Annotated in this window: 21 protein-coding genes and 2 riboswitches; of the genes, 4 read left to right on the top strand and 17 right to left on the bottom strand. The window is 73.0% G+C overall.

Annotated features, from left to right (window positions below):
* Positions 1-55: 55 nt before the first annotated feature.
* The 7 genes from ACFU5G_RS06065 to ACFU5G_RS06035 all read right to left on the bottom strand — a co-directional run bounded on the left by ACFU5G_RS06065 (position 56) and on the right by ACFU5G_RS06035 (position 9674).
* On the bottom strand, positions 56-1282 hold the full coding sequence (locus ACFU5G_RS06065) for an N-acetylmuramoyl-L-alanine amidase (RefSeq protein WP_377241788.1): 1227 nt from the start codon (positions 1280-1282) through the stop codon (positions 56-58).
* A 119-nt stretch (positions 1283-1401) separates the two neighbouring features.
* The gene (locus tag ACFU5G_RS06060) at positions 1402-2313 is read right to left on the bottom strand and encodes a methylenetetrahydrofolate reductase (protein ID WP_377241786.1); all 912 of its coding nucleotides are present in this window, start codon (positions 2311-2313) and stop codon (positions 1402-1404) included.
* 37 nt (positions 2314-2350) lie between these two features.
* A riboswitch (SAM riboswitch) is annotated at positions 2351-2467 on the bottom strand.
* A gap of 94 nt (positions 2468-2561) precedes the next feature.
* Positions 2562-3485: a carbohydrate ABC transporter permease gene (locus tag ACFU5G_RS06055; protein WP_377241784.1), complete on the bottom strand. Its 924-nt coding sequence runs from the start codon at positions 3483-3485 to the stop codon at positions 2562-2564.
* Complete coding sequence (locus tag ACFU5G_RS06050; RefSeq protein ID WP_377241782.1) at positions 3485-4360, bottom strand: carbohydrate ABC transporter permease; 876 nt, start codon at positions 4358-4360, stop codon at positions 3485-3487. Before ACFU5G_RS06050 ends, ACFU5G_RS06055 begins: the two co-directional genes overlap by 1 nt.
* A gap of 72 nt (positions 4361-4432) precedes the next feature.
* Positions 4433-5677, bottom strand: coding sequence for an extracellular solute-binding protein (locus ACFU5G_RS06045; protein ID WP_377241780.1), 1245 nt, complete (start codon positions 5675-5677; stop codon positions 4433-4435).
* A 256-nt stretch (positions 5678-5933) separates the two neighbouring features.
* A complete protein-coding gene (locus tag ACFU5G_RS06040) occupies positions 5934-6152 on the bottom strand; it encodes a hypothetical protein (RefSeq protein ID WP_020013596.1) in 219 nt (72 codons plus the stop codon).
* A gap of 9 nt (positions 6153-6161) precedes the next feature.
* Positions 6162-9674, bottom strand: a complete 3513-nt coding sequence (locus ACFU5G_RS06035) for a phosphodiester glycosidase family protein (RefSeq protein WP_377241777.1) — start codon at positions 9672-9674, stop codon at positions 6162-6164.
* 296 nt (positions 9675-9970) lie between these two features.
* Between ACFU5G_RS06035 and ACFU5G_RS06030 the strand changes: the two genes are divergently transcribed.
* Positions 9971-10792, top strand: coding sequence for a 2-phosphosulfolactate phosphatase (locus tag ACFU5G_RS06030; RefSeq protein WP_084467701.1), 822 nt, complete (start codon positions 9971-9973; stop codon positions 10790-10792).
* Positions 10793-10816: 24 nt separating this feature from the next.
* Here ACFU5G_RS06030 and ACFU5G_RS06025 read toward each other — a convergent pair whose 3' ends face one another.
* The 6 genes from ACFU5G_RS06025 to ACFU5G_RS06000 all read right to left on the bottom strand — a co-directional run bounded on the left by ACFU5G_RS06025 (position 10817) and on the right by ACFU5G_RS06000 (position 17650).
* Positions 10817-11242: a (deoxy)nucleoside triphosphate pyrophosphohydrolase gene (locus tag ACFU5G_RS06025; protein WP_377241775.1), complete on the bottom strand. Its 426-nt coding sequence runs from the start codon at positions 11240-11242 to the stop codon at positions 10817-10819.
* Between the two features lie 115 nt (positions 11243-11357).
* Positions 11358-11582, bottom strand: a complete 225-nt coding sequence (locus tag ACFU5G_RS06020) for a helix-turn-helix transcriptional regulator (RefSeq protein WP_026365353.1) — start codon at positions 11580-11582, stop codon at positions 11358-11360.
* 207 nt (positions 11583-11789) lie between these two features.
* Positions 11790-12161: a glycine cleavage system protein GcvH gene (gene gcvH, locus ACFU5G_RS06015; protein WP_020013591.1), complete on the bottom strand. Its 372-nt coding sequence runs from the start codon at positions 12159-12161 to the stop codon at positions 11790-11792.
* A 20-nt stretch (positions 12162-12181) separates the two neighbouring features.
* Positions 12182-13351 (bottom strand): glycine cleavage system aminomethyltransferase GcvT, encoded by a 1170-nt coding sequence (gene gcvT / locus ACFU5G_RS06010; RefSeq protein ID WP_377241773.1) that lies wholly within the window; start codon positions 13349-13351, stop codon positions 12182-12184.
* An 81-nt stretch (positions 13352-13432) separates the two neighbouring features.
* Entirely contained in the window at positions 13433-16390 is a 2958-nt protein-coding gene (gcvP, locus tag ACFU5G_RS06005) for an aminomethyl-transferring glycine dehydrogenase (RefSeq protein WP_377241771.1), read from the bottom strand.
* 160 nt (positions 16391-16550) lie between these two features.
* Positions 16551-16669: riboswitch (glycine riboswitch) on the bottom strand.
* Positions 16670-16744: 75 nt separating this feature from the next.
* Positions 16745-17650: a LysR family transcriptional regulator gene (locus ACFU5G_RS06000; protein ID WP_377241769.1), complete on the bottom strand. Its 906-nt coding sequence runs from the start codon at positions 17648-17650 to the stop codon at positions 16745-16747.
* A 190-nt stretch (positions 17651-17840) separates the two neighbouring features.
* On the opposite strand from ACFU5G_RS06000, the gene ACFU5G_RS05995 reads away from it, so the two are divergent.
* The gene (locus tag ACFU5G_RS05995) at positions 17841-18236 is read left to right on the top strand and encodes a hypothetical protein (protein ID WP_377241767.1); all 396 of its coding nucleotides are present in this window, start codon (positions 17841-17843) and stop codon (positions 18234-18236) included.
* Positions 18237-18444: 208 nt separating this feature from the next.
* The gene (locus ACFU5G_RS05990) at positions 18445-18855 is read left to right on the top strand and encodes a VOC family protein (RefSeq protein ID WP_377241765.1); all 411 of its coding nucleotides are present in this window, start codon (positions 18445-18447) and stop codon (positions 18853-18855) included.
* A 60-nt stretch (positions 18856-18915) separates the two neighbouring features.
* Here ACFU5G_RS05990 and ACFU5G_RS05985 read toward each other — a convergent pair whose 3' ends face one another.
* Together ACFU5G_RS05985 and ACFU5G_RS05980 are read right to left on the bottom strand one after the other, a co-directional pair.
* Entirely contained in the window at positions 18916-19779 is an 864-nt protein-coding gene (locus tag ACFU5G_RS05985; protein ID WP_377241763.1) for an endonuclease/exonuclease/phosphatase family protein, read from the bottom strand.
* A gap of 32 nt (positions 19780-19811) precedes the next feature.
* Positions 19812-20492: a PAS and ANTAR domain-containing protein gene (locus ACFU5G_RS05980; RefSeq protein ID WP_377241761.1), complete on the bottom strand. Its 681-nt coding sequence runs from the start codon at positions 20490-20492 to the stop codon at positions 19812-19814.
* A gap of 136 nt (positions 20493-20628) precedes the next feature.
* Here ACFU5G_RS05980 and ACFU5G_RS05975 point away from each other — a divergent pair, with 136 nt between their 5' ends.
* Entirely contained in the window at positions 20629-21489 is an 861-nt protein-coding gene (locus ACFU5G_RS05975; protein WP_377241759.1) for an SDR family oxidoreductase, read from the top strand.
* Here ACFU5G_RS05975 and ACFU5G_RS05970 read toward each other — a convergent pair.
* Together ACFU5G_RS05970 and ACFU5G_RS05965 are read right to left on the bottom strand one after the other, a co-directional pair.
* Positions 21486-24140, bottom strand: a complete 2655-nt coding sequence (locus tag ACFU5G_RS05970) for a PEP/pyruvate-binding domain-containing protein (RefSeq protein ID WP_377241757.1) — start codon at positions 24138-24140, stop codon at positions 21486-21488. The two genes, ACFU5G_RS05975 and ACFU5G_RS05970, sit on opposite strands and share 4 nt — an antisense overlap.
* Entirely contained in the window at positions 24137-24901 is a 765-nt protein-coding gene (locus ACFU5G_RS05965) for a TetR/AcrR family transcriptional regulator (protein ID WP_377241755.1), read from the bottom strand. Before ACFU5G_RS05965 ends, ACFU5G_RS05970 begins: the two co-directional genes overlap by 4 nt.
* Positions 24902-25027: the final 126 nt, after the last annotated feature.

Raw genomic sequence — 25027 nt, 5'->3', positions numbered from 1 at the left:
ACCCACAGGTCCCTCGGGGGACCTGTGGGTCTGACACGTATGGGCGGGCGGGGCGTCAGAGGCGCGTGATCCGGATCGCGTCCGCCACCACGTACGCCGTGCCCTGCGTCCAGCGGCTGACGGCGACGACGGTGCGCGTGCCCGCCGTCATCGCGTAGGTGCCGAGCGAGAGCCAGGCGCCGCCGCCCGCGGACTGGTCCACCCGGATCGTCGACGACCCGGTGCCCGTGTAGACGATGAACGGCGTCGACGTGTTGTAGCCCGCGATCCCCGGGAACCACGCCTCCACGCGGTAGGAGCCGCTGGACGGGATCGTCGCCGAGTACGTCGCGAGGTCGCTGACCTCCGCGGGCGTCGCGTAGCGGTAGTCGGCGCCGTACCGCTCGCCCGAGAAGGACGACGCCAGCCACGCGGAGCCGGCGGAGAAGCCCGCCGAGGTGTTGTCGACGATGACCGACCAGCTCGTGCCCGCCAGGGCCGCGGCCACCTCGGAGCGCAGCTGCGGCAGCATCGAGTACAGGACGTCGCCCGGGCAGGCCGTCGCCGTGTAGTCCCGGTGCCCGTAGATCTGCGTGGGCGCGATGCCGTACTGGTCGCAGATGTAGGCGCACAGCTCGACCAGCCGGCTCCAGAGCTGGGCCGGGGGCGTCGCGCTCGTGTAGGTGCCCTGGTTCTCGATGCCGATGGCCTGGCTGTTCTGGCCCGGGGCGTGGGCGCCCACCACGGTGCCGCTGCCGCTCTGCAGCCGGGACAGCGAGCCGTGCCGGCCCTCCATGACGTACCCGCCGCGGCTCAGCGTGAGGTGCTGGCCCGTGTCGACCCAGCCGTTGGCGAAGTGCCACTGCTGGATGTCGCGGGCGATCTGGTACCCGGCGGCCTGCGAGTAGTCGGTGACGTTGGCCGACGCCGTGTGGTGGATCAGGATCTTGTTCGGGTTGGCCGCGACCGGGTCGATGGTGCCGCGGGCCGCCGCGGCGCCCCAGGTGGCGCAGCTCGCGATGGTCGGCGCGGCCACCTCCACCCCGGCCAGCGCGCCCGGCGGGGCGTCGGCGGGCGCCTCCGGGTCCGGGGCCAGGGACGGCGGGGCGTCGGCGTCGGCCCTGGCTGCCCCCGCGGGGGCAGCGGCCCCGGGGGCGGGGGCGGCCGCGGCCGCCGGGGCGGCGATCGTCGCGCCCGCGGCGCCGATGCCGAGGACGACGGCGCCGCGCAGCAGCTCGCGCCGCCCCAGCGAGGTATGGCTGTCAGGACTGCACTCGGTGGAGCTGTGGTCGTGTTCGTGCACGGTGGGGCCTCCACGGGTCGGTCGCGCTGGTACGTGCCGATTTTTCATCCGTAGTATCGGCCGACGCCGCGGCACCCCGGTACATCACATCCGGGGTATACCCCGCGCACGATGCCGCGTCAGGCGGCGGCGCGACCCGACAGGCCCACCCGGTCCAGCAGGTCCAGGGCGGGGCGGTGCTTGTTGAACGTGTACACGTGCAGGCCGGGCGTGCCGGCGTCGAGCACCTCGCGCGCGAGCGCCGCAGAGTACTCGATGCCGTGGGCGTGCTGGGCCTCGGGGTCGACGGCGCCGTCGGGCGCGGTGAGCCGGTCGAGGTCCCGCAGGAGCTCGGCGGGCGCCGCCACCCCGGTGAGCTCCTCGACGCGGCGCAGGCGCCGGGCCTCGGTGGTGGGCAGGATCCCGGCGAGGATCGGGATGCGCACGCCCTCGGCCCGGGCCGCCTCGACGAACCCGGTGTACGAGTCCGCGCGGTAGAAGAACTGGGTGATCGCGAAGCTCGCGCCCGCCTCCTGCTTCTCCAGGAGCCTGCGCACCTCCTGCTCGCGCGTGGTGCCCGCCCCGGGGTTGCCGTCCGGGAACGTGGCGACGGCGATGGCCAGCGGGCGCGCGGCCGAGCGCAGCGCCGTGCTGACGTCGGCGGCGCAGCGCCGCTCGTCCACCTGCCGCAGCAGGCGCACCAGGTCCACGCTGGAGCGCACCCCGTCGGCCGGCGGGCGCCAGTCCGGCTCGTCGCGCGGCGGGTCACCGCGCAGGGCCAGGAAGGACCGGACGCCGGCCTCGAGGAACTCCTCGATCACCTCGGACACGTCCTCCCGGGACGCGCCCACGCAGGTCAGGTGGGCCACCGGGAGCACGGGCGTACCCCGCAGCAGCGTCGCGAGCACCTCGCGCGCGGTGGCCCGGTCACCGCCGGCCGCGCCGTAGGTCACGGACACGAAGTCCGGGCGGGCCGCCACGAGCCGCTGTGCCGTCTCCCAGAAGTTGGGCGCGGCGTTCGGCCGACGCGGGGGCATCAGCTCGAACGACACGGTGGGACGGTGTGGGTGCGGCTCGGCGACCATGGCTGCTCCATCGAACCTGGCGTGAGCACCTTGCGTCCTCGGCACCGCGGCGACGCGGTACCAGGTCGGCAGGTTGCTGCGGTGTCAGGGAGCCAGGACTCTCGACCGCTCTGGATGGGGTTCGCCACCATGCTAAGCGACCGTCCAGCACTGGGACAGAATTCGTCCGGCGGTCGAGACGGCCCGGTCCACGGAGCGTGGACCGGGCCGTCCCGCTACTTCACGGAACCGGCCACCAGGCCGCCCACCAGGCGCTTCTCGATGATCATGAACAGGATCACCACGGGCACGATCGCCACGATCGACACCCCGAACACGTAGTGCCAGGACGTCTCGTACTGCCCGACGAACTTGGTGAGCGCCACGGACAGTGGCTGGTTGCCTGCCGTGGTGAGCAGCACCAGCGAGGCCGCGAACTCGTTCCACGAGGCGACGAACGTGAACACGACCGCCGTGACGATGCCCGGCCAGACGAGCGGCAGGTTGATCTTGGTCAGCACGGCGAAGGTTCCGGCGCCGTCGAGCTGCGCCGCCTCGTCGACCTCCTTGGGGATGCCGGCGAAGAAGCTGTGCATGATCCAGACCGCGAACGACAGGTTGAACGCCGCGTTGACCAGGATCATCGCGGCCCAGGTGTCGAGGATCCCGAGGGCGATGAACTGGCGGAACAGGCCCGAGGTGAGTACCGCGGGCTGCACCATCTGGGTCACGATCACGAGGAACAGGAAGAACAGCCGCCCCCGGAACCGGAACCGCGCCGTGTAGTAGGACGCCGGCAGCGCCACGACGAGCACGAGCAGCGTGGCGCACAGCGAGATCACCAGGGTGGAGATCAGGTTCTGCGCCAGCGGTGTCTCGGGCGTGGACCACATGGTGACGTAGTTGTCCCAGTGCCACTCGGTGGGGAAGTAGGTCGGGTCGACCGACCTGATCTCGGCCTTGGTCTTCACCGAGCCGAAGAACATGATCAGGTACGGCAGCAGGAACACCACCAGCACCACGAGCCCGGCCAGCAGCCGCAGCAGCAGGGACCCGAGCGGCACCTGGTCGCTCGTGTACTTCCTTACCCGCTGCCGGTTGTCCGACGGCGGCCGGGTCGCCTTGCGCGGGGTCGTCCCCGAATCGGTGATCGCGGTCATCAGACCTCCTCCAGGGGGCGGACGACCCGCACGTAGACGGCGACGATCGCGATGACCACCAGGAACGCGATGACGGACAGCGCGCTGGCCAGGTCGATCTGCCGCTGGTTCTGCATGTACTTGAAGATCATCGTCATGACGGTGTCGGCGTCGTACCCGGGGATGGACCCCGTCATGACGCGCAGGATCGGCAGCGAGTTGAACACGTTGATGATGTTGATCAGCACCGCCACCGAGATGGCACCCCGCAGCTGCGGCAGCACCACGCTGAAGTAGGTGCGCGGGCCGCTGGCGCCGTCGATGCGCGCGGCCTCGACGGTCTCGCCGGGGACCGTCTGGAGGCCGGCGAGGATCGTGTACGTGGTGAACGGCAGCGACACGAACACGGCCACCGCCATGGCCCACGCGAACGCGGTACCGGGGTGCCGCGTCCAGCCGTAGCCCTCCGGCGTGCTGATCAGGCCCACGTCCACGAGGAACGAGTTGATGATGCCGAAGTACGGCTCCAGCCCGTAGTGCACCACCAGCGTGGTCATGACGACGCTGGAGGCCCACGGCACGATGACGGCCATCCGGACCAGGCGCCGGCCCGGGAACGCCTTGTTCAGCAGCGCTGCCAGGGCCAGCGACCCGATCAGGGTGCAGCCGACGACCACCACGACCCACACGACGGTGCGCCCGAGGATCGGCCAGAAGTACTGGAAGCCGATGACCGTCGCGAAGTTCGCGAGGCCTACTCCCCCGTCGTCCAAGCCGCTCTGGCTGATGTCGCGTGTCGAGTTCCAGAACATCTGGCCTACCGGGAACAGGACCACGGCCGCAATGAGTGCGACCGCGGGCCCGATCCACGGCAGGGCCTTCAACAGGTCCTTCACCAGGTTCCCCGTGCTTTCGGTTCGGCGTTGCGTTTGGTCAGCCGTGCCGGGCACGGCGGTCGGTGCGAGGCGTCAGCCCGCGTCGACCTGTCCCTGGATCTCGGCCAGGACGTCCTGCGCCGACTTCTTCCCGTCGAGCTGGCCGAAGAGCGCCTTGAACGCGGAGTCCGCGGCCTGCCAGTCCGGGTTGGTGCTCGGGTAGAACTGCGCGTCCGGCAGCACCTCGAGGAACGGCGCGAGCGCCTCCTCGCCGGCGAGCTGCTCGGAGCCCGAGAGGGTGGTGGGCAGGAAGCCCTCCGCCTGGACCCACGGCACGTAGACGTCGGCGGTGTAGAAGTAGTCGAAGAAGGCGGTGATGGCCTCCTGCTTGTCGCCGTCGTTCTGGAACGCCATCAGGTGGTCCGCGACGCCCAGCGTGAACGGCGAGCCGTCCTCGGTGGGGATCGGGTGGATGGAGTACTCCAGGTCGGGGTTGTCGGACTCGATCTGCCCGACGCTCGGCGGCAGGCCGATCTGCATGCCGACCTTGCCCTGCACGAAGATGTCGAACAGCGGGCTGCGGTCCGTCGCGCCGGCGTCGGCCTGCGTGGCGCCCTCGTCGATCATCTTCTTGGCGAACTTGGCGCCCGGGAGGTTCTCGGGGGTGTCGATGGTGATGGCCTCGGCGTCGCCGAAGGTTCCACCGCCGCCCCACAGCCACACCGCGGCCTCGGCCTGGGCCTCCTCGGAACCGAGCGGCATGCCGTAGCCGGCCACGCCGCCGCCGAGGTCGGAGACCTTCTTGGCCGACTCGAGCAGCTCGTCCCAGGTGGCGGGCACGTCGGCGCCCGCCTCCTCCAGGAGCGCGTCGTTGACGAACAGCGCACGGGCCGACGCGATGAACGGCAGGCCGTAGGTGGTGCCGCCCACCTGGGCGTTCTCCAGGAACGTCGGCTGGAAGTCGGCGAAGGTCTCGTCGGAGGTGACGTCCTCGACCGGGTACAGCAGCTCGTCCTCGGCGAAGCCGGCGAACGGGCCACCGTTGTAGATGTCGGGTGCGTCGCCGCCCTGGATCTTGGTGGCGATGACGGACTCGAGGTTGTCCCATGACTCGACCTGGAGGTTCACGTCGATGTCGGGGTTCGCCTCCTCGAACCCGGCGATCACGTCGTCCCAGTTTCCCTGGGTGGCGTCGGAGTAGCTGGGGACGAGCAGGTCGAGAGTCGTACCGTCGCCGGTCGCCTCCCCGCTGGACCCGCCGAACCCGCAGGCCGTCAGTCCGGTCGTCGCGGCGAGCGTGATCGCCATGATCCCGCCGAGCCTCTTGTACTGCGCCATTGCCGTCCCTCTCCTTCGTGGTGGTGCAGGTCACGTTTTCACTTGGGTCATAATCTGTCAATGGTTCTAACAAACCTGTGACAAACGGGTGACGCGGCGTGTCGCGAGGGTTCGGCCGCTCGGCGCGGCGGCAGCAAAAAGGGCCGCAGCAAGCGGCTGCGGCCCTGTTCCGGCAGGCCTCGGGGCCGCCGTCGTGGGGGTACGGAGATGCGGCGGCGCCCGCCCGGTCAGGACCGGGCGGGCGCCGCGCGTGCTTCTATCGTTCGGTGGCGCCGATCATCGGCAGGCCGAACGACAGGCCGACGGCGAGGATGCCGCCGACGAACAGGTAGGGCGACGACGCCGCGTCACCGATCGAGCCGACGGCCATCAGCGCGAACCCGCCCAGGAACAGGGCGAAGCACACGATGAAGCGAACCACCAGCGCCGCCGTGGGCTCCTGCTTCTGCCTGCGGGCCACCTCGAAGTTGCTCATGAGGTAAATCTACCGGCTCGTGGTGACCATGAGCTCGCCGCGCGCCCCGTTGACCGTGACGGTCACCGTGGCGCGCCCCGGGCGCAGGGCCGTCAGCTCGTGCGTGGCGGGGTCGAGCGCGAGCACCGCGCGGTGCGAGCAGTCCCGCAGGGCGGCGCGGCCCTGCCCGTCGGTGACGCACACCCCGGGACCACCCCAGCTCGCGGAGACCGGCCACGCGACCGGCACCTCGCGGGACCCGTCCTGCACGACGACGGCGCTCACCGGCGCGGAACCGCCCACCCGCAGCGAGTCCGGCCCGGCGACCGTGACCCGCTCGGCGCGCGTGTTGACCTCCCAGGTGAGCCACGGTTCGGCGGACGAGCGGCCCGGACCCGGCGTCTTGCCCGACGCCGGCCGCAGCCCCAGCATCGACCAGCCCGTGAACCCGCCGTCGGCCGGGGTGCTCGCCGGGCTCTTCCCGGAGTTGCCGTTGACCAGGTACGGGACGCCGTCCTGGGTGCTCGCGTGGAAGACGCCCACGTGGGAGCCCACCGACGCGACCGACTTGCCGGACGTCTCCTCGAAGTCCTCGAACCAGCCGCGCAGCGTGTCGGCCTCCAGCCGGTCGGTGAGCTGGCTGGCCTTGGTCGGCAGCGGGTCGTCGAGCGGGTGGTGCGCGAACACCACGACGCCGGTGACGGCGCGGTCGGTCGCGGCGTCGTCGAGCGCCTCGCGCAGCATCTGGACCTGGGCGAAGTCGGCGCCCAGGCGGCCGGCCGACGAGTCGAGCATGACCAGGCGCGTGGTGCCGGCTCGGTGGCCAGGCCCGCTGCGGCCCGGCGTCGGGACGTCGAGCACCCGGGTGCGGTCGCCGAACTCCTCCTCGAAGTTCGCGATCGAGCCGCCCATCACCTCGTGGTTGCCCGGCAGGTAGTACCAGGGGAAGTCCGCGTCGGCGAGCTCCTCGGTGAGGATCCGGCGGGCGAGGTCGAAGTCCTCGGGGGCGGCCTCGTCCACCAGGTCGCCGTTGATGACCAGCAGGTCGGGGTCGTCGGCGACGATCTCGCGGAGCGCGGACCGGGCCCCGGCCACCGCGCCCGACTCCGGGTCGCGCGCGACGAACTGGGCGTCGGACAGCACGGCGACCCGCAGGGGCGCGTCGTCCGTGGCGCCGTCGGCGGCCACGACCGGGTCCTCGACCCGGGGTGCCTCGGGCGCGTCCACCGCGGGCGGCACCTGCGCGGCGATCGCCGACAGGGTCAGCGCGCCCGTGTACTGCTCGCCCGCCGTGGTCTCCAGCGCACGCACGCGCTGCAGCCTCAGGGGGAACGCGACGCCGTCGGGCACCGGGAAGGTGACCTGCCGCCAGCCGGTCCAGGTGACCTCGGGTCCGTCGAGCTGCGTGACGACGCCGTCGCCCTGCCGCACCTGGAGGCGCAGCCAGGCGCCGTGGCCGTCGCCGTCCACCCACATGGTCACCGCGCGCGGCGCGCCGGGCAGCTCGCGGCCGCCCGCCGCGGACTCGGGCAGCACCGCGTACTGGCCGCGTGTGGCCGTGGACCGCGTGAAGTCGTAGGTCATGCGCAGGCCGGCCGCGCCGTCGTGCCCCGCCGCGGGGGCGAGGGTGCCGCCCGGGGCGCGGTCGTTGGCCGAGGTCCAGGAGGCCGCGTCGGCGAAGTCGGCGACGACGTCCTCCTCCAGGCTGACCGTCACGGCCACGCGGGTCGTCAGCGTCGTGCCGTCCGGGCCGGGCACGGAGAGCTCGAAGGTGGTGCCGCCCACCTCGGCGAGCGCGCGGACCTCGAAGGAGCCGTCGGCGGCCGGGACGAGCTCGGCGACCGGTTCGCGGCTCGCGCGCACCCCGGCGATCCGGGGCTCGCCCGGCTCGACCGCCGTCACGGTGACGTCCCGCGCCTCGATCGGCGCCGTGAAGCCCTGCGCGTCGTAGCCGGTCAGGACGAGCGGCGCGGTCGCGTCGGCGTCCTGCAGCCCGATGACCGGGGTGTCCACGCCCGTGCGGACGAGGTCGCCCAGCACCTCCACCTCGGTGGTGCCGGTGGCGAGGCCCCAGCGGCTCAGGGACGCAGCGGTGACGACGGTGCTGCCGGACCGACGGCCGGTCACCACGCCGTCGCGCACCGAGGCGACCGTGCCGTTGCTGGCGCGCCACGACGACGGCCCGGTCGCGACGGGGCCCATCGTGTCGTCGTACCCCTTGCCGACCAGCGTGCGGTGCAGGCCCGGGAAGACGCGGTCGGCGTCGGCAGCCGGGACCGTGGTGCGCACGTCGTAGGCGGCGACGCGGCCCGAACCGGCCGGGACGTACAGGCCGAGGCCGTTCGCGTCGGACCGCTCGAACCCGTCGGACGGGCTGTTCAGGATGGTGTTGTCGGCGTCTCCCGGCAGCCGGGCGACCATCTCGGAGGAGCCGCCGCCGTCGAGGTTGATCGCGTCGTCGGCGCCGAGCTGGGCCATGAGGCCGCCGAGCTCGTACAGGTTCATGCCGATGCTGTGGGTCTGGCGGCCGTCGACCACCACGAAGTACGCGCGGGTGCCGGACTCGTCGAAGCCCACCGCGGTGCGCGGGTGGCGCAGCTCCACGTGGTCACCGGTCGCGGAGGTGACCTCGCCGTCCTCCAGGAGCGGGTCCTCGACGCCGCCGCCGATGGCGACCGCGACGTCGCCCGCGTCCTCGCGCAGGCCGTAGGCCAGGTCGATCCGGTCGCCCGGCCGCAGGGTCGCCAGCGCGTCGGCCGCGGCTCCGGGCCGCGCCACGACGGCGCGCGTCCCGTCCGGCAGCTGCCCGCCGGCGGGCTGCCCGACGGCGGTCACGGTGCCGTCGGCCGAGACCGTCACCTCGACACCCTGCTCACCCGCCGCCAGGGGGCGCGTGCGGGTGAAGGCACCCCATCCGGCGTCGAACACGGCGACGCCGCCGGCCGGCAGGGCCGTCACGTTCAGGCCGCTGACCGGCACCTCGGTGCGCGCGCCGCCGTCGGCCGGGGCCCAGCTCGCCGAGCCCTCCAGGAAGATCTGCGCCAGCCGGCCGACGCCGTCCGACCCGATCGCGACCGAGCGTTCGCGGCCCGGGGACGCCGACTTGAGGAGCGTGCCGTCGTCGACGCTCGCGCCGAGAGCGGCGCCCGAGTTGTTGATGTCGAAGTAGTCGCCGTTGACCGCGGCGATCGCGCCGCGCGCGGCCGCCATCTGCGAGACCGGCGCGTTGCCGGCGATGTGCTCGGGGCCCACGTAGCCCACCTGCACCTTGCCCTTCGGGACGACGCCGTCGGCGCCCGGCGCGCCGAGGTCCGCGACGAGCACCTCGCCGCTGAGCCAGCCGTCCTCGCCCAGCCGCGCGAACCGGGTGAGCTCCAGGCCGGGCGCGATCCGGCGCTCCTCGCGGCGGGTGACGATCGCGGCGCCGTCGTCGTCGAGGTCCAGCGGGGTGACTTCTCCGGACTTCCCGGCGGACGGCCCGGAGATGAGCGGAGCGCTCGCGAAGGGGGCCGGAGCGCTCAGCGCGGCGGCGTCGCGCGGCACGTCCTCGGGGGCCGGGAGCGGCGCCGCGAAGGCGCCGCTGCTCGGCGCGACGAGAAATGCCGCGGTAACTGTGCAGGTCAGCGCTTTGGTGACTATTCCTCGCGGCTTTTTCGGGCGCACCGATGACATGTCTGGTCGCATGCTCGTTCCTTCTGGGGAATCGGGGGGAGCGGTCTGCGGCAGGCTTGCGCGGCGAGGTTATGACCCAACGACCAATGTGTGAATATCACCCGAATCGCAACGTTGTTCACTGAACGCGAAACATGGGCGAGTTCGGGTGACACTACGATGCCTTCGTGGCAAACACGTCCCCGGCCTTCGACCAGCGTCCTGCCCGTGTGCGCACGGACTGGGGCATCTCAGGTGCTCTCGCCCTCACCGCCACCGATGCGCGCTCGTCGCTCGTGGTCGTCGTGGACGTGCTCTCCTTCTCGACCACGGTCACCGTCGCCTGCGAACAGGGCGCCGGCGTGTACCCGTTCCCGTACCACGACCCCGCCGGTGCGGCCCGGCTCGCGCGCACCATGCGCGCGGCCCTCGCCGGCCCGCGGTGGGAGGACGGCATCAGCATCTCGCCCGCGTCGCTGCAGGACCTCGACGCCGAGCGCCTCGTCATCCCGTCCCCGAGCGCCGCCCAGATCTGCCACACCATCGCCAACCGCGGCGCCCTGATCGTCGCGGGCAGCCTGCGCAACGCGAAGGCCGTCGCCGGCCTCGCGGCCGCGCACCTGGACGCGTCCGAGCGGCACGACGTGGTGCTCGTCCCGGTCGGCGAACGGTGGCCCGACGACACGCTGCGCCCCGCGCTCGAGGACTACCTGGCCGTGGGCTCCATCGCCTCGCGGCTCACCTCGATGCTGCCCGACGTGAGCATCTCCCCCGAGACCGAGGCCACGGTCACGCTGTGGAAGGGCACCAAGGACATCGCCGACTCCGTGGGCGGCACGGCGAGCGGCCGCGAGCTGCTCGACTCCGGGTTCGCCGACGACGTCACGATCGCCACCGAGGTGGACGCCACCGACGTCGTGCCGGTGCTGATGGACGGCGCGTTCGTGCCGCTGGGGCACCGGGTCGCCGCGGCCCGCGGCCGCCGGAACGTGGGCGCGGGCGCGCGCTGAGCGCCGCTGCCCCGTAGGGGCCGGCTACCTCGGCGCGAGGTCTGGCGCCAGGGCCCGCACGATCGGCACGTCCCCGGGCAGCCAGGGCACGTCGTCGAGCTCGTCCGCCGTCAGCCAGCGCAGCTCGTCGTGGTCCTGGAGCGGTTCCGGCGTGCCGTGCTCGAGCAGCACGAACCACACCCGCATCCGGTGCCGGGCCGTGATCGGCCACGCGCCGTCGGCGGGTCCGGGCACCTCGGTGCCCACGGCGACCCGTACGCCGAGCTCCTCGGCGAGCTCCCGGCGCAGCGCGTCGAGCGGCGTCTCGCCGGGCTCCACCTTGCCGCCGGGGAGCTCCCAGCGGCCGGCGAGCGACTCCGGCGCGGACCGCCGGGCGGCGAGCAGCCGGGTCGGTCGGTCCAGGTGGTCCACGATCGCGGCGGCCACCACGTCGACGAGAGTCTCCTGCATGCGGAGCAGTCTCCCACCGGCCGGGTGGTGGTGGCCGTGCGGCGCACCACCATCCGGATACAGCACGACGACGGCGCCTCTGGGGAATGGCGCCGTCGTCGGTGAGCTGCGTGCGTCAGGCTACGATCTCGAACTCGTTCGCCTTGGCGATCGCCTCCGCGCGCGAGGACACGCCGAGCTTGCGGTACACGCTGCGGACCTGCGTCTTCACCGTGTTGCGGGTGACGTACAGGCGTCGAGCGATCTGCTCGAGAGTGGCGTCCTCGGTGAGGTTCGCCAGGATCACCCGCTCACGACGAGTGAGGCTGGGGAGACGGTGGTCAAGGGTCATCGCGGTCATGGTCGTTTTCCTCCACACAGCGGCCGGTTCTGGGGTTCCGGCCTACGGTTGCTGCTATGAGAAGGACTACCCGCACGCAGGTTCATGACGCGGTTCTGCAAGAACTTCTTGACCGTTATCCTTCCGAGACCTAAACCGCCCCCCGAGCGCATGAAAGTGCACGTCGGGGGGCGGTTTCGCCCGAAGGGCCACCAGGTCCGGGGCCGGTCAGCTCCCGGTGTGCTCCGCGTACTGGGCCGCGGAGAGCAGCTCGCCCGCCCCGGTCACCTCGACCTTGAAGAGCCAGCCCTTGCCGTACGGGTCCTGGTTGACGATCTCCGGGTTGTCCACGGCCTCCGAGTTCACCTCGGTGACGGTGCCGCTCACCGGGGAGTACAGCTCGGACACGGACTTGGTGGACTCGATCTCGCCGACCACGGAGCCCGCCTCGATCGTGGCGCCCACCTCGGGCAGCTCCAGGTAGACGACGTCGCCGAGCGCCTCGGCCGCGACGTCGGTCACGCCGATGACGGCGGGGGTGGACTGGTCCAGCCACTCGTGCTCGGTGGTGTACTTCAGGTTCTCGGGGAAGTCAGCCATGACAGCTCCTTGCGTGTAGGTCAGTTCTGGGGACGACGGTAGAACGGCATGGGCACGACCACGAACGGTTCGGCCCGGCCGCGCACGTCGACGGCGAGCTCGGTGCCCTCGGCCGACACCTCGGGCGTCACGTACGCCATCGCGATCGGGTAGCCGAGCGTGGGCGACGGCGCGCCGGACGTCACGCGGCCCACGACGGCACCCACCTCGGTACCGACGCCGCGCTGCACCACCTCGTGGTCGGCGCGGGCGGGGCGCCGGCCCTCGCCGCGCAGCCCGACGAGCACGCGCGCGGGCGCCGACTCCTTGCGGGCGGCCAGGGCGGCGCGGCCGACGAAGTCGACCGGCGTGCCGTCGTCGGACACCTTGTCGAGGCGCACCACGCGACCCATCCCCGCCTCGAACGGCGTGGTGGTGGTGTCGAGCTCGTGGCCGTAGAGCGGCATGCCGGCCTCGAGGCGCAGCGAGTCGCGGGCCGAGAGCCCGGCCGGGACCAGCCCGAAGGGCTCACCGGCGGCGAGGAACGCGCGCCACAGCGCGACGGCCTTGTCGGCGGAGACCCAGATCTCGAACCCGTCCTCGCCCGTGTAGCCGGTGCGGCCCACGAGCACGGGCTCGCCCTCGAACCGCATGCCCATGCACGCGTAGTACTTGAGGTCGGCGAACGCGGTGCCGCCAGAGATCTCGGCGTCCTCCACGAGGCCCGCGGTGGCGAGCATGATCTCGACGGCCCGCGGACCCTGCACGGCGATCAGCGCCTGGCCGGGCTGGACGTCCTTGAGCACCACGTCGAACCCGGCGGTGCGCTCCTGGAGCTTGGCCAGCACCAGCTCGGCGTTGGAGGCGTTGGCGATGACGGAGTACTCGCCGGGCGCGTCGTGGTAGACGATCAGGTCGTCCAGCACGCTGCCGTCCTCGGCGCAGATCATCGAGTAGCGCGCGCCCATCTCGCGGACCTTCGAGATGTACCCGACCAGCGCGTGGTCGAGGAACGCGGCGGCGTCCGGCCCGGTCACGCTGATGTTGCCCATGTGCGACAGGTCGAACAGGCCCGCGGCCTCGCGCACGGCGCGGTGCTCGGCCAGGTCGGACGTGTAGCGCAGCGGCATGAGCCAGCCGCCGAACGGCGTCATCGAGGCGCCCAGCGCCACGTGCTCGTCGTGGAGCGGGGTCTTGCGGTCCTCACCCATGGATCAATCCTCTCGTCGGCGACGTGTCAGACGTACAGGTCACCCGGGTGACCTGTACGTCTGACAACTGCAGCTTGGTCCTCACTCGGCGAAGGCCTCGACCGGCGGGCACGAGCACACCAGGTTGCGGTCGCCCTTGGCACCGTCGATGCGGCGCACCGGCGGCCAGTACTTGTTCCCGCGGAGGGACGCCACGGGGAACGCGGCCAGCTCGCGCGAGTAGGGCTTGTCCCACTCGTCCGTCATGACCGACGCCGCGGTGTGCGGCGCACCGCGCAGCGGCGAGGTCTCGGCGGTCCAGCGGCCGGCCGCGACGGCGTCGATCTCGCCGCGGATGGCGATCATCGCGTCGACGAACCGGTCGAGCTCCGCCAGGTCCTCCGACTCCGTGGGCTCCACCATCAGCGTGCCCGGCACGGGGAACGCGAGGGTCGGGGCGTGGAAGCCGTAGTCCATGAGGCGCTTGGAGACGTCCTCCGCGGTCACGCCGGTCTCGGCGGTGATCTTGCGCAGGTCGAGGATGCACTCGTGCGCGACGAGCCCGTTCGGGCCCGTGTAGAGCACGGGGAAGTGCGGGTCGAGCCGGCTCGCCACGTAGTTGGCGGTGAGGACGGCGGCCTTGGTCGCCTCGGTCAGCCCGTCCGGGCCCATCAGGGCCACGTAGGCGTACGAGATCGGCAGGATGCCGGCCGAGCCGTAGCGGGTGGAGGCCACGGGGATGCCCGCCGCCCCGGCCTCGCCCTGCCCGAGACCCGGCGTCGGGTCGCCCGGGAGGAACGGCACGAGGTGCTCGGCCACCGCGACCGGGCCCACGCCCGGGCCGCCGCCGCCGTGCGGGATGCAGAACGTCTTGTGCAGGTTCAGGTGCGAGACGTCGCCGCCGAACTCGCCCGGCTTGGCGAGGCCCACCAGCGCGTTCAGGTTGGCGCCGTCGATGTAGACCTGGCCGCCGGCCTCGTGCACCAGGTCGCAGACCTCGCGCACGTGCTCCTCGTACACGCCGTGCGTGGACGGGTAGGTGATCATGATCCCCGCGACCTGGGGGCCGTGCTGGTCGAGCTTGGCGCGCAGGTCGTCGAGCAGGATCTCGCCGTCGTCCGCCGTGGACACCACCACGACGCGCAGGCCCGCGAGCGCCGCCGACGCCGCGTTGGTGCCGTGCGCGGACGCCGGGATGAGCACGATGTCGCGGTGCTCCTCGCCGCGCGACGCGTGGTAGCCCTTGATCGCGAGCAGGCCGGCGAACTCGCCCTGGCTGCCCGCGTTGGGCTGCACGGAGACGGCGGCGTAGCCGGTGATCTCGGCGAGCTGCGCCTCCAGCGCGGTGACGAGCTCGGTGTAGCCCTGCGTCTGGTCGACGGGGGCGTAGGGGTGGATGTCCGCGAAGCCGGGCCAGGAGATGGCCTCCATCTCGGCGGTCGCGTTGAGCTTCATGGTGCAGGAGCCCAGCGGGATCATCGTGCGGTCGAGCGCGAGGTCCTTGTCCGAGAGCTTGCGCAGGTAGCGCAGCATGCTGGTCTCGGAGCGGTGCTGGTGGAAGATCGGGTGCTCCAGGAACGCGGTCGTCCGGGTCACCTCAGCGGGCAGCACGGACGACGTCGCCGGGACGGTCGCCTCGACCGGACGGCCGGCGAGCACGGCGAGCACCTTCGCGACGTCCTGCGCCGTGGTGGTCTCGTCGGTGCTGACCTGCACGTGGTCGGCGTCGGGCACGTAGAGGTTGTAGCCGGCGTCGGCCGCGGCACGCGCGATCTCCTGGGCCCTGCCCGGGACCGCGACGCGAACGGTGTCGAAGAAGACGTCGTGCTCGACCTGGACGCCGGCGGCGCGGAGGCCCCCGGCCAGGGACACGGCGTGCCCGTGGACGCGGTTCGCGATCGCCTTGAGGCCCTCGGGCCCGTGGTAGACCGCGTACATGCTGGCCACGATGGCCAGCAGGGCCTGGGCGGTGCAGATGTTGCTCGTGGCCTTCTCGCGGCGGATGTGCTGCTCGCGGGTGGCCAGCGCCAGGCGGTACCCCGAGGCGCCGTCGACGTCGATCGAGACGCCGACCAGGCGGCCGGGGAGCTGCCGCTCCAGGCCCTTCTTCACGGCCATGTAGGCGGCGTGCGGGCCGCCGTAGAACAGCGGGACACCGAAGCGCTGCGCGGAGCCCACGGAGATGTCGGCGCCGAGCTCGCCGGGGCTGGCGAGGAGCGTCAGGGCGAGCAGGTCGGTGGCGACGGTGACGAGCGCGCCGGCCTCCTTGGCCTCGGCGACCACGGCGCGGGCGTCGAGCACCCGGCCGGACGCCCCGGCCTGCTGCAGCACGACGCCGACGAGCTGGCCCGCGGGCAGCTCGGCGGGCAGGCCCGCCAGGAGGCCGTTCGAGAGGTCCGCGACCACGACCGGGAGGCCGATCGCCTCGGCGCGGCCCCGGGCCACGGCGAGCGACTGACCGAACAGGTCGGCGTCCAGGACGACGTAGCCCTCCTTGGCCCGCGAGGCCCGCCACATCAGGGCGACGGCCTCGGCGACGGCGCTGGCCTCGTCGAGCAGGGAGGCGTTCGCGATCTCGAGGCCCGTGAGGTCCTCGACCGCGGTCTGGAAGTTGAGGAGCGCCTCGAGCCGGCCCTGGCTGATCTCCGGCTGGTACGGCGTGTAGGCCGTGTACCAGGCGGGCGACTCGAGCACGTTGCGGCGGATGACGGCGGGCGTGTGCGTGCCGTAGAAGCCCTGCCCGATCATCTGGGTCTTGACCTGGTTCTTGCCCGCGAGCTCGCGGAGGTGGGCGAGCACCTCGGCCTCGGTGCGGGCGGCCGGCAGGTTCAGCGGCGCCTGGCTGCGGATCGCCTTGGGGACGGCCCGGTCGACGAGGGTGTCCATCGTGTCGATGCCGAGCTGGTCCAGCATGGTGCGGACCTCGCGGCCGCGCGGGCCGAGGTGCCGGTCGGCGAAGACGTCGGGGTCGAAGGCGTCGGAATTGTGGGGCGTGCTCACGGCGGGCTCCTGGCTGTCCGAGGGCGTGGGGACGACTGCGGTCCCTCCCCGCTCTGTCATCGGACTCCTGCCCGCTCGCGGGCACGCGTCGACCTGAGAGTTTTGCCGGTCCGTCTTGTTTCCCTCCCGGACAGCGGGAGGAGGGCGGGACGCGCCGGCTTGCACCGTCGGTGGAGCCGTCGCACCGGTTGCCCGGTGGCGGCTCGCTTTCCAGAGTTGCCTCGCCGCGGCGGTACGGGGGCCTGAGAGATTCCCGGGGAGGAAATTGCTCCTTCGGCGCCGGTTCGCGCGGCGCCTGGACGACGACGGCGCGGGGCCGGACTCTCCCGCCGCGGTTCTGGCGGCACGGTCCTGGTCGGCTGAGCGAGCCAGGGCCGTTGAAGATGTTCAGTTATGCGGACATCGTAGCCGCCGCTACCCCAGGTCGATCTCGCGGGCCGCGAGAACCATCTCGTCCACCACCGCGCGGACGATCGGGCCAGGCTCGTGCCGGTTCTGGCGGTGCCGCACGACGAGCCGGCGCGAGCCGAGCCCGGCGAGCGACACGACGACGACGTTGTCCGGCACCTCCCGCTGGAGGGCCAGGGCGGGCAGCATCGCGACGCCCTGGCCGGCGGCGACCAGCGAGATGGCGGTGTCGAAGTCGTTGTACGCGTGGCGGGTCTCGAACGTCGTGCCGAGCTGGGCGGCCAGCCGGCTCAGCGCACGCTCGGCCGCCGACTCAGCCTGCGGGCCCACCCAGGCGAGCGTGGCGAGGTCGTCGAGCCGCTCCGGCTCGGGAAGGCTGGTGGGCACCACGATGCGCCACGGCTCGTCGAGCAGCGGCACGTCGTGCGCGCCGCGCGGCGCCGGGGCGTCGACGGCCACGTCGCGCTCCAGCACCACCGCGTCCAGGTCGCCGGCCCGCAGCCGGCGCACCGACTCGATCGGGTCGTACTCCTGCACGTCGACCTCGATGTGCGGGTGCCGCTCGACGAGCGAGACGAGCATCGGCGCGATAACGGTACGGATCGCCGTCTGGATGGACCCGATCGAGATCCGGCCCGTGAGCTCGCCCTCCAGGGCGGCCACGGCCTGCCGGGCCTGGACCAGCTCCGCCTCGATGCGCTCGGCCGCCTCCGCGAGCACGCGGCCGGCCGGTGTGAGGGTCACGCCGCGGGGCCCGCGGTCCAGCACGTCGATGCCCTCCTCGGCCTCCAGCCTGGCGATCTGCTGCGACACCGCCGAGGGCGTCACGTGCAGCAGGTCGGCCGCCGCGAGCACCCCGCCGGCACGGTGCACGGCAAGGAGGAAAGCGAGTCTTCGCGGGTCAGTGGCCATGTAGCGATGCTACATCCCGGAGTCACAAACATTCGATTGTGCTGAAGGCGCAAGTGACTCATGATTGATCCTGGCAGCGGCCGGACCAAGCTCCTCCCGGACCGTCGGCCACCCCTTCCCCCCTGGATACCGCAGCCCGGTCTCCGCCACCTCCTCGAATCGTTTCGAGCAGTTTCCCCAGGAGTTCCTCATGTCCCTCATGCTGGTCGTCACCGTCCTCGGCTGGGTTGGCGCGATCGCCGGCCTCGTGGCCTATGCCATGGTCAGCCGCGGGCGCTGGAGCGCCGACTCCCTCGCGTTCCAGGGGACCAACATGCTGGCCGCCATGACCCTGCTCAGCGTGGCCGCCGCCAACGGCATCTGGCCGTCCGCCGCGTCGAACATGGCCGCCCTCCTGATCGGCGTGAACGCGGTGTTCACCGTGGTGCGCGGCAAGAAGCGCGCCGCCAAGGAGGCGGCCGCGCTGCGGGTCGTCGAGGACACCGTCGCCGACGTCGTGCCCGACCACGTCCCGGACCACCTCGTCGACCACGCGCCCGCGCCGCGGCCCGCGGTCAGCTACCGCGCGTACGCCGAGGCCGCCTGACGCACCGCGTCAGCTCGCCCCGCGGGATCCGGTGTCTCCCCCCGGATCCGGCGGGGCACGTCTGTTTCGTCGAACGTAGGGTTCGTCGGCCTCTGAGCGCTCAGACGCCGACGGACCCTACGTTCGACCGGGGCCGGCGGCGGCAGCGGTGGCGCCAGCCGCAGCCGCGTCGCGTTGCGCGCGGCGTGGGATGTGGTGCGCTGGCACCATGACCCCGCGCATCCGACAGGTGGTGCTCGACACCACGGACGCCCGCGCTCTCGCCGAGTTCTACCGGGAGCTGTTCGGGCTCGCGTACCGACCCGGCGACGAGCCACCGCCGGAGGGTGAACCCGACCCGAACGGCAACGACTGGCTGGTGCTGCGCAACGACGACGGCGCGCACCTCGCGTTCCAGCAGGTCTACGACCTGCCGCGGTCGACGTGGCCCGACTCCGGCATCCCGCAGCAGCTCCACCTCGACACCACGGTGCCGGACGTCGACGCGCTCGTCGCGGCGCGCGACCACGCCCTGGCGCTCGGCGCGACGCTGCTCTACGACCGGTCGGACGACCCGGAGGAGCCGCTCTACGTGTTCGGCGACCCGATGGGGCACCCGTTCTGCGTCTTCGTGGGCTGACGACGGGCGGCCGGCGGGCGCGGCTAGCGGCCGGCAGCGGGCGGCCGGCGGCGGGCGCGGCTAGAAGGTCACGTCCACGACCAGCGCGCGGTGGTCCGAGACGCCGGTGTCCACCACCCGGCCGACGGCGGCGGCACCGGCGGGACCAGGAGCGCCGTCCGCGGCGTCGGCCCGGCCGCCCGTGTCGTCGTCCAGCAGCACGTGGTCGATCTGGAACCGCGGGTCGTGCCGCGGGAACGTGTCGCCGATCCCGAGTGGGCGCCAGCCCGTGCGGTCGGCCGGAACTGTTCCGCGCAGGTTGAAGTCGCCCAGCAGCACCAGGGGCCGCGGCAGCCCGACGAGCCGCCGGCGCAGGTAGTCCACCTGGTGCTCCGCCTGCCGCTCGCCGGGCGCACCCCGGCGGTAGCCGACGGCGCGGCGCGCCATCCCGGCTGCCCGGCCGACGGCGGAGAACCGGTACACGCTCAGGTGGGTGCACACCACGGTGACCGGGCCGGACGGCGCGTCGACCCGGGCCGCGAGCGCCACCCGCGGCTCGTCGGTGCCGAGCTGCACCCGGCCCCAGACCCAGGGCGTCGCGGGTGGCAGCAGCACGCTGTGCCAGCTCAGCACCGGAAACCGCGACAGCAGCGCGACGCCGTAGCCCGGGGCGCCGGGCCGGTCCGCGCGCCGGGCGCGGCGTCGGACTCCTGGGTAGCGGAACGGGCCGGCGAGTGCCGGCCGGAACCGGTGGTCGACGGCGCCCATCGCCGCCGCGCACAGCGCCGCCTGGTCCGCTCCCCCGGACCGCGCCTGTCCGCGGTCGACCTCCTGCAGCCCGACGACGTCGGCGTCGAGCGCGGCGACGGCCTCAGCCAGGCGGTCGTTGTCGACGCGGCCGTCGGGGCCGAGGCCGTGCTGGACGTTGAACGTGGCGATGCGCACGTGTCGATCCTGGGCCCGGCGGGCGGGGAGCGCTACCCCGGCGCGACCGGGTCGGCGAGGAACGCGTCGATCGCCTCGCGGGTCGGGAACACGGTGATGCCCGGGCCGGAGATCAGGTGCACCAGCGTGACGGCAATCTCCCGCACCGCGACGTTCGCTGCGTTCGACGCCTCGCGCAGCAGGTCGAACGCCGCCTCCCCCTCGACCCCGTAGACCACCATCAGCACGCCCTTGGCCTGCTCGATCACCGCTCGGCGCTCGGCGGAGGCCTGGATCGAGGCGGTCGCGTCGCGGGCCGCCGCCTCCCGCTGCGACTCGGTGACGTCGATGTAGTACCCGAACAGCTCGGTCACCCGGCCGGACTCCGGGTCGTTGCGGCCCTGCCCGGTCACCGCCAGGGTCCGCGCCTCGCCCCTGGCGTCCACGATCCGGTGCACCGAGCTGAACGGCCGCCCGGTCTCGGCCGCCTGCCGCAGCACACCGTCCACGCGGGCGCGGTCGTCGGGGTGCTTGTGCGAGAGCAGCAGGGGCGTCGTCGGCACGACCTGGCCCGGCTCGAAGCCGTGCATCACGTAGACCTCGTCCGACCATGCCCACTCGCCCGTGGACAGGTCGAGCCGGTACCTGCCGACCGGTGATCGGCCGCCGCTGGCGAGCACCTCCTCGGCGTCGTCCACGATCGTGGGCTCGTCGGGCGTCGGTACAGGGTTCACGAGGCTCCTTGCAGGGCTGATGCGCCTGGCTTGGTGGCTCCGAGCGTACGGGATGTGCGGCCGGTCGGGCCTCGGGCTAGCGTGAAGCGGGTTCAACGAGGAGCCGTCGAGACGTCGCGTGACGATGGAGGACGACATGAGCCAGGACCAGGCGTTCCCACCGCAGCAGCAGAACCCGCCGGGAACCACGGACCAGATGGACCCCAGGCCCGATCACGGTGAGACGAGCTACGTCGGCAGCGAGAAGCTGCTCGGCCGCAAGGCCCTGGTGACCGGCGGGGACTCCGGCATCGGCCGGGCGGTCGCCATCGCGTTCGCGCGGGAGGGGGCCGACGTCGCCGTGTCCTACCTGCCCGAGGAGGAGCACGACGCACGGACGACGGCGGAGCTGGTGCGCGACGCGGGACGCCAGTGCTCCCTGCTGCCGGGCGACCTGCGGGACGAGCCGACGGCGCGCGGCGTGGCGCACCGGGCCGCGGGCGAGCTGGGCGGCATCGACGTGCTGGTCAACAACGCGGGCTACCAGATGGCGCGGCGGCGGTCGGTCGCGGACGTGAGCACCGAGGAGCTCGACCGGGTGCTGAAGACCAACCTGTACGCCCTGTTCTGGGTGACGCAGGCCGCGCTCGGGCACATGGGTTCGGGCAGCTCCATCATCAACAACTCCTCGATCCAGGCCTACCAGCCGTCCACGTCGCTGCTCGACTACGCGGCCACGAAGGCAGCGATCAACAACATCACTGTGAACCTCGCGGCCGAGCTGGGGCCGCGCGGCATCCGGGTGAACGCCGTGGCACCCGGGCCGATCTGGACCCCGCTGCAGCCCGCGACGCAGCCGGAGGAGAAGATCGCGTCGTTCGGCACCGACACGCCGCTGGGCCGGGCCGGGCAGCCCGCCGAGGTGGCGCCGGCGTTCGTCTTCCTGGCGTCGCCCGTCACGGCGTCGTACGTGTCCGGGACGGTGCTCGGCGTGACGGGCGGCAAGCCGGTCTTCTAGGCGCCGTCCGCCGGTACGAGCACCTCGACCGTGCCGTGCTCGCCGTCCACCCGCACCCGGTCGCCCGTGCGCAGCCGCATGGTCGCGTTGCCGCAGCCGACGACGGCGGGGATGCCCAGCTCCCGCGCGACGATCGCAGCGTGCGACAGGGGCGCGCCGACATCCGTCACCACGGCGGCGGCCCGCGGGAAGAGCGGCGTCCAGCCCACGTTGGTCACGGAGGTGACCAGCACCTCGCCGGGCAGCAGCGCCTCGCCGTCGTCCACCGAGCGCACCACGCGGGCGACGCCCTCGGCCACACCGGACGCCCCGGGAAAGCCCCGGACCTGGTCGGACCGCTCGGCCTCCTGGCCGTGCTCGTCGAAGACGTCGGACCGCCGCGCCGGGTCCGCGGCCCAGCGCACCGGGTCGAACCGGCCGCGGATCACCGCGGGGTACGGCGGCAGGCTCCGGTACAGGTCGTAGGTCGCGCGGCGCACGGGGACGACGTCGGGCCCTCGCTCCGCGGCACTCTCCCCCGCGCGCGCACCCGGGCCGGACGGCGCGCGAAGCACCGCCAGCAGCTCGTCGACGTGCAGGTAGAAGACGTCGTCGCCCAGGCCGGTGAGCTCGCCGGCCCGCACCGCGAAGGCGCGCAGGGCCCAGAACGCGCGGATCACCTCGGACCGCGCGCTCTCCCGGCCGCGCGCGTTGCGCGCCCAGCGGTCGAGCTGGCTTCGCAGGCGCGCGGCCTTGCGCGGCGACAGGCGTTCGATCCGCTCCCAGACGGCGGCCCGCGCCCGCTCCTGCCGTTCGAGCAGCGCGTCGACGTCGGTCCCGGCCGCCGCGGCGATCTGCCGGTCGAGCCAGGCGGGATCCTCCGCCGGACGGGGCCTGGAGACTTCGAACTCGTCGACGCAGCGGTGCCCGAACCGCGTCACGTACGTCGCGCGGTCGAGCCGGCCGAGGGCGACCTCGCGCAGGCCGATCAGCGTCTCCATGCTGGCCAGCGCGTGCCCGCCGGACGAGAGGCCGGAGGTCAGGGTCTCCGTGTCGGCGTCGCCGAGCAGCGCGCGCAGGTCCCGGCGCAGCGTGAGCAGCTTGGTGCCGTCCTGCCGGGCGGCACCCCGCAGCACGCGCGACGCCGCCTCCAGGTACGGGCCGAGCTCGGCGTCCCAGAAGTCCGCCAGCTCCGCCGGGCCGGCGACGGCGGCCGCGCGCTCCCGCAGCTCCGTGCCGCGCTGCTCGGCGGTGCGCAGGAAGCCCGGCACGGCCCGCACGTCCCGCACGAGCGACATGAGGTTGCGCCCCACCATCGGCAGGAGCCGCCGGACCAGCTCCCAGCGGCCGATCGGGACCACCGGGATGTCGGGCTGGCCGGGCAGCCGCCCGAACACCTCCCGGTACGCCGCGTCGACCGCCCCGCGCATGCCCAGCGTCCGGGCCACGGTCTCGGTGGTGCTGAGGTTCATGTAGAACCGGCCGCCGATGGTGCCGTACGCGGGCACGCCGATGTCGGTGTCGGCCATCGCGTCAGCCATGAAGATCTGCACGAGCGACCAGGTCAGCGGCGTCATCACGCTGGGCAGCGCCTCGCCGAGGTTCGCGTTCGTCCACAGGAAGTCGCCCAGCAGGCTGTCGTTCCACACCTCGGTGACGGCGACCTCCCCCGCCGCGCCCGTGACGGGGCGCGCCTGGAGCACGGCCGGCTCGCCGTCGTGCAGCGCCCACTCGACGTCCATCGCCACGCCGTACAGCTCCTCGATGCGGACGCCGAGCGCGGCGAGCCGCGCGGCCTGCGCATCGGTGAGCGCGGGCCGGTCCCGGAGCTCGGCGGGGACCGGCTCGTTCCGCGTGCCGGCGCCGGTCCGCACGGTGCGGACCTCCTTGGTGCTCACCGTGCGCTCCACCGCGCCGCCCACCCGGGCCACGAGGTAGGTGTCGGGCGTGACCTGCCCGCCGACGACGGCCTCGCCCAGCCCCCAGGCCGCGTTGATCAGCACCCGGTCGCGGGAGCCCGTCATCGGGTCGACCGTGAACAGGATGCCGGCCGCGTCGGCGTCGACCAGGCGCTGCACCACCACCGCGAGCGCCACGTCGTCGGCAGGGATGCCGTGCCGCGCCCGGTAGCCGATCGCACGCGCCGTCCACAGGGAGGCCCAGCAGTCGCGGACCGCGCCGAGTACGGCATCCGCGCCGCGGACGTCCAGGAACGAGTCCTGCTGACCGGCGAACGACATGCCGGGCAGGTCCTCGGCCGTCGCGGAGGAGCGGACGGCGACGGCGAGGCCGCCGTCGGGCGCGGCGTCGGGCACGCCATCGGGCGAACCGCCCGAGGTACGCAGACCGCCGTACCCGGCCCGGACGGCGTCGGCCACGGTCCGCGGGACCTCCAGGGCGGCAAACACCTCGGCGATGCGGGCCGCGGCGGCCTCGTGGGTCTCGGGGCGGTCGGGGTCGACGTCCCGCGCGGCGGCCACGATGGCCTCCTGCGGCGCGCCGGCCACGGCCGCCCGGTAGGCGTCGGTGGTGACGTGGAAACCGTCGGGGACCGGCAGCCCGGCCGTGGCCAGGCGCGCGAGGGAGGCCCCCTTACCGCCGGTGGTGGCCAGCTCGGCCGCCGCGGGATCCGCGAGCGGCAGCGTGAACGAGTGCGTGACCTCGGTGCTCACGACGGTTCCCCCTCCTCCGGCGGGAGGTCGTCGCCGAGCGACTCCCGCAGCTTGGCCCGCGCGACCGCGTAGGCCTGGTCGACGAACTCTCGGGTGGCGTCCGCGCAGGCTGCGCGCGCGGCGTCGGACGGCGGATGGTCCGCGGCGAAGGCGCGCGCGAGCGTGTCGCCGATCAGCTCACCGGCGCGCTCGTCGGACACCCGCAGGGACTCGGGCATCATCCGCAGCGAGACCAGCGAGCCGTGCAGCACGGCGGCGATCACGGTGAGGTGATCCTCGACGCTCAGGTCGTCGCGCACCATGCCGTGCTCCCGGAGCGTGGCGAGGTACTCGCCGAAGGGGACCACCATCTCGGGCGTGGTGGTGCTGGTCTGCTTGCGGGCCACGAGCTTGCCCAGCACCGCGGAGTCCTGGACCATCGCGGCCTGCAGCAGCGGACGCCGGTGGATCTCGTGCGCGAGATGGCCGAACAGCCCGGGCAGGGTTGCTGTCGACGGGTCCTCCCGGAGCCGTCGGCGCACCGCGCCGATCATCTCGGCCCGGTCCCGGCGCATGAGGGCGGCGAACAGGTCCTCGCGGCTGCCCCAGTGCAGGTAGATGGTGCCCTTGGCGACCCCGGCGAGCCGGGCGACGTCGTCGATGGTGGTCTTGTCGTAGCCCCAACGCAGGACCAGCTCGGTGCCGGCGTCGAGGATTCGCTCCGCCCGCTCGGCCCTGCGCTGCGCCGTGCCAGGCCGCCGCGTCGTCGCTGCCGCACCCATGCCCGCCTCCACTTCGTGAAAGTATGACCAGATTCGTTGATCTGGTCATACTCGGAGGCTAGACCTGGTCGCCGCCCCGGTCAACCGGCCGCGAGACACCGTCTGACCTGCGGATTCGGCGAGTCT

Source organism: Promicromonospora sp. NPDC057488 (genome assembly GCF_042802395.1).
Taxonomy (GTDB): Bacteria; Actinomycetota; Actinomycetes; order Actinomycetales; family Cellulomonadaceae; genus Promicromonospora.
This window is presented reverse-complemented; position numbering and strand designations above follow the sequence as displayed.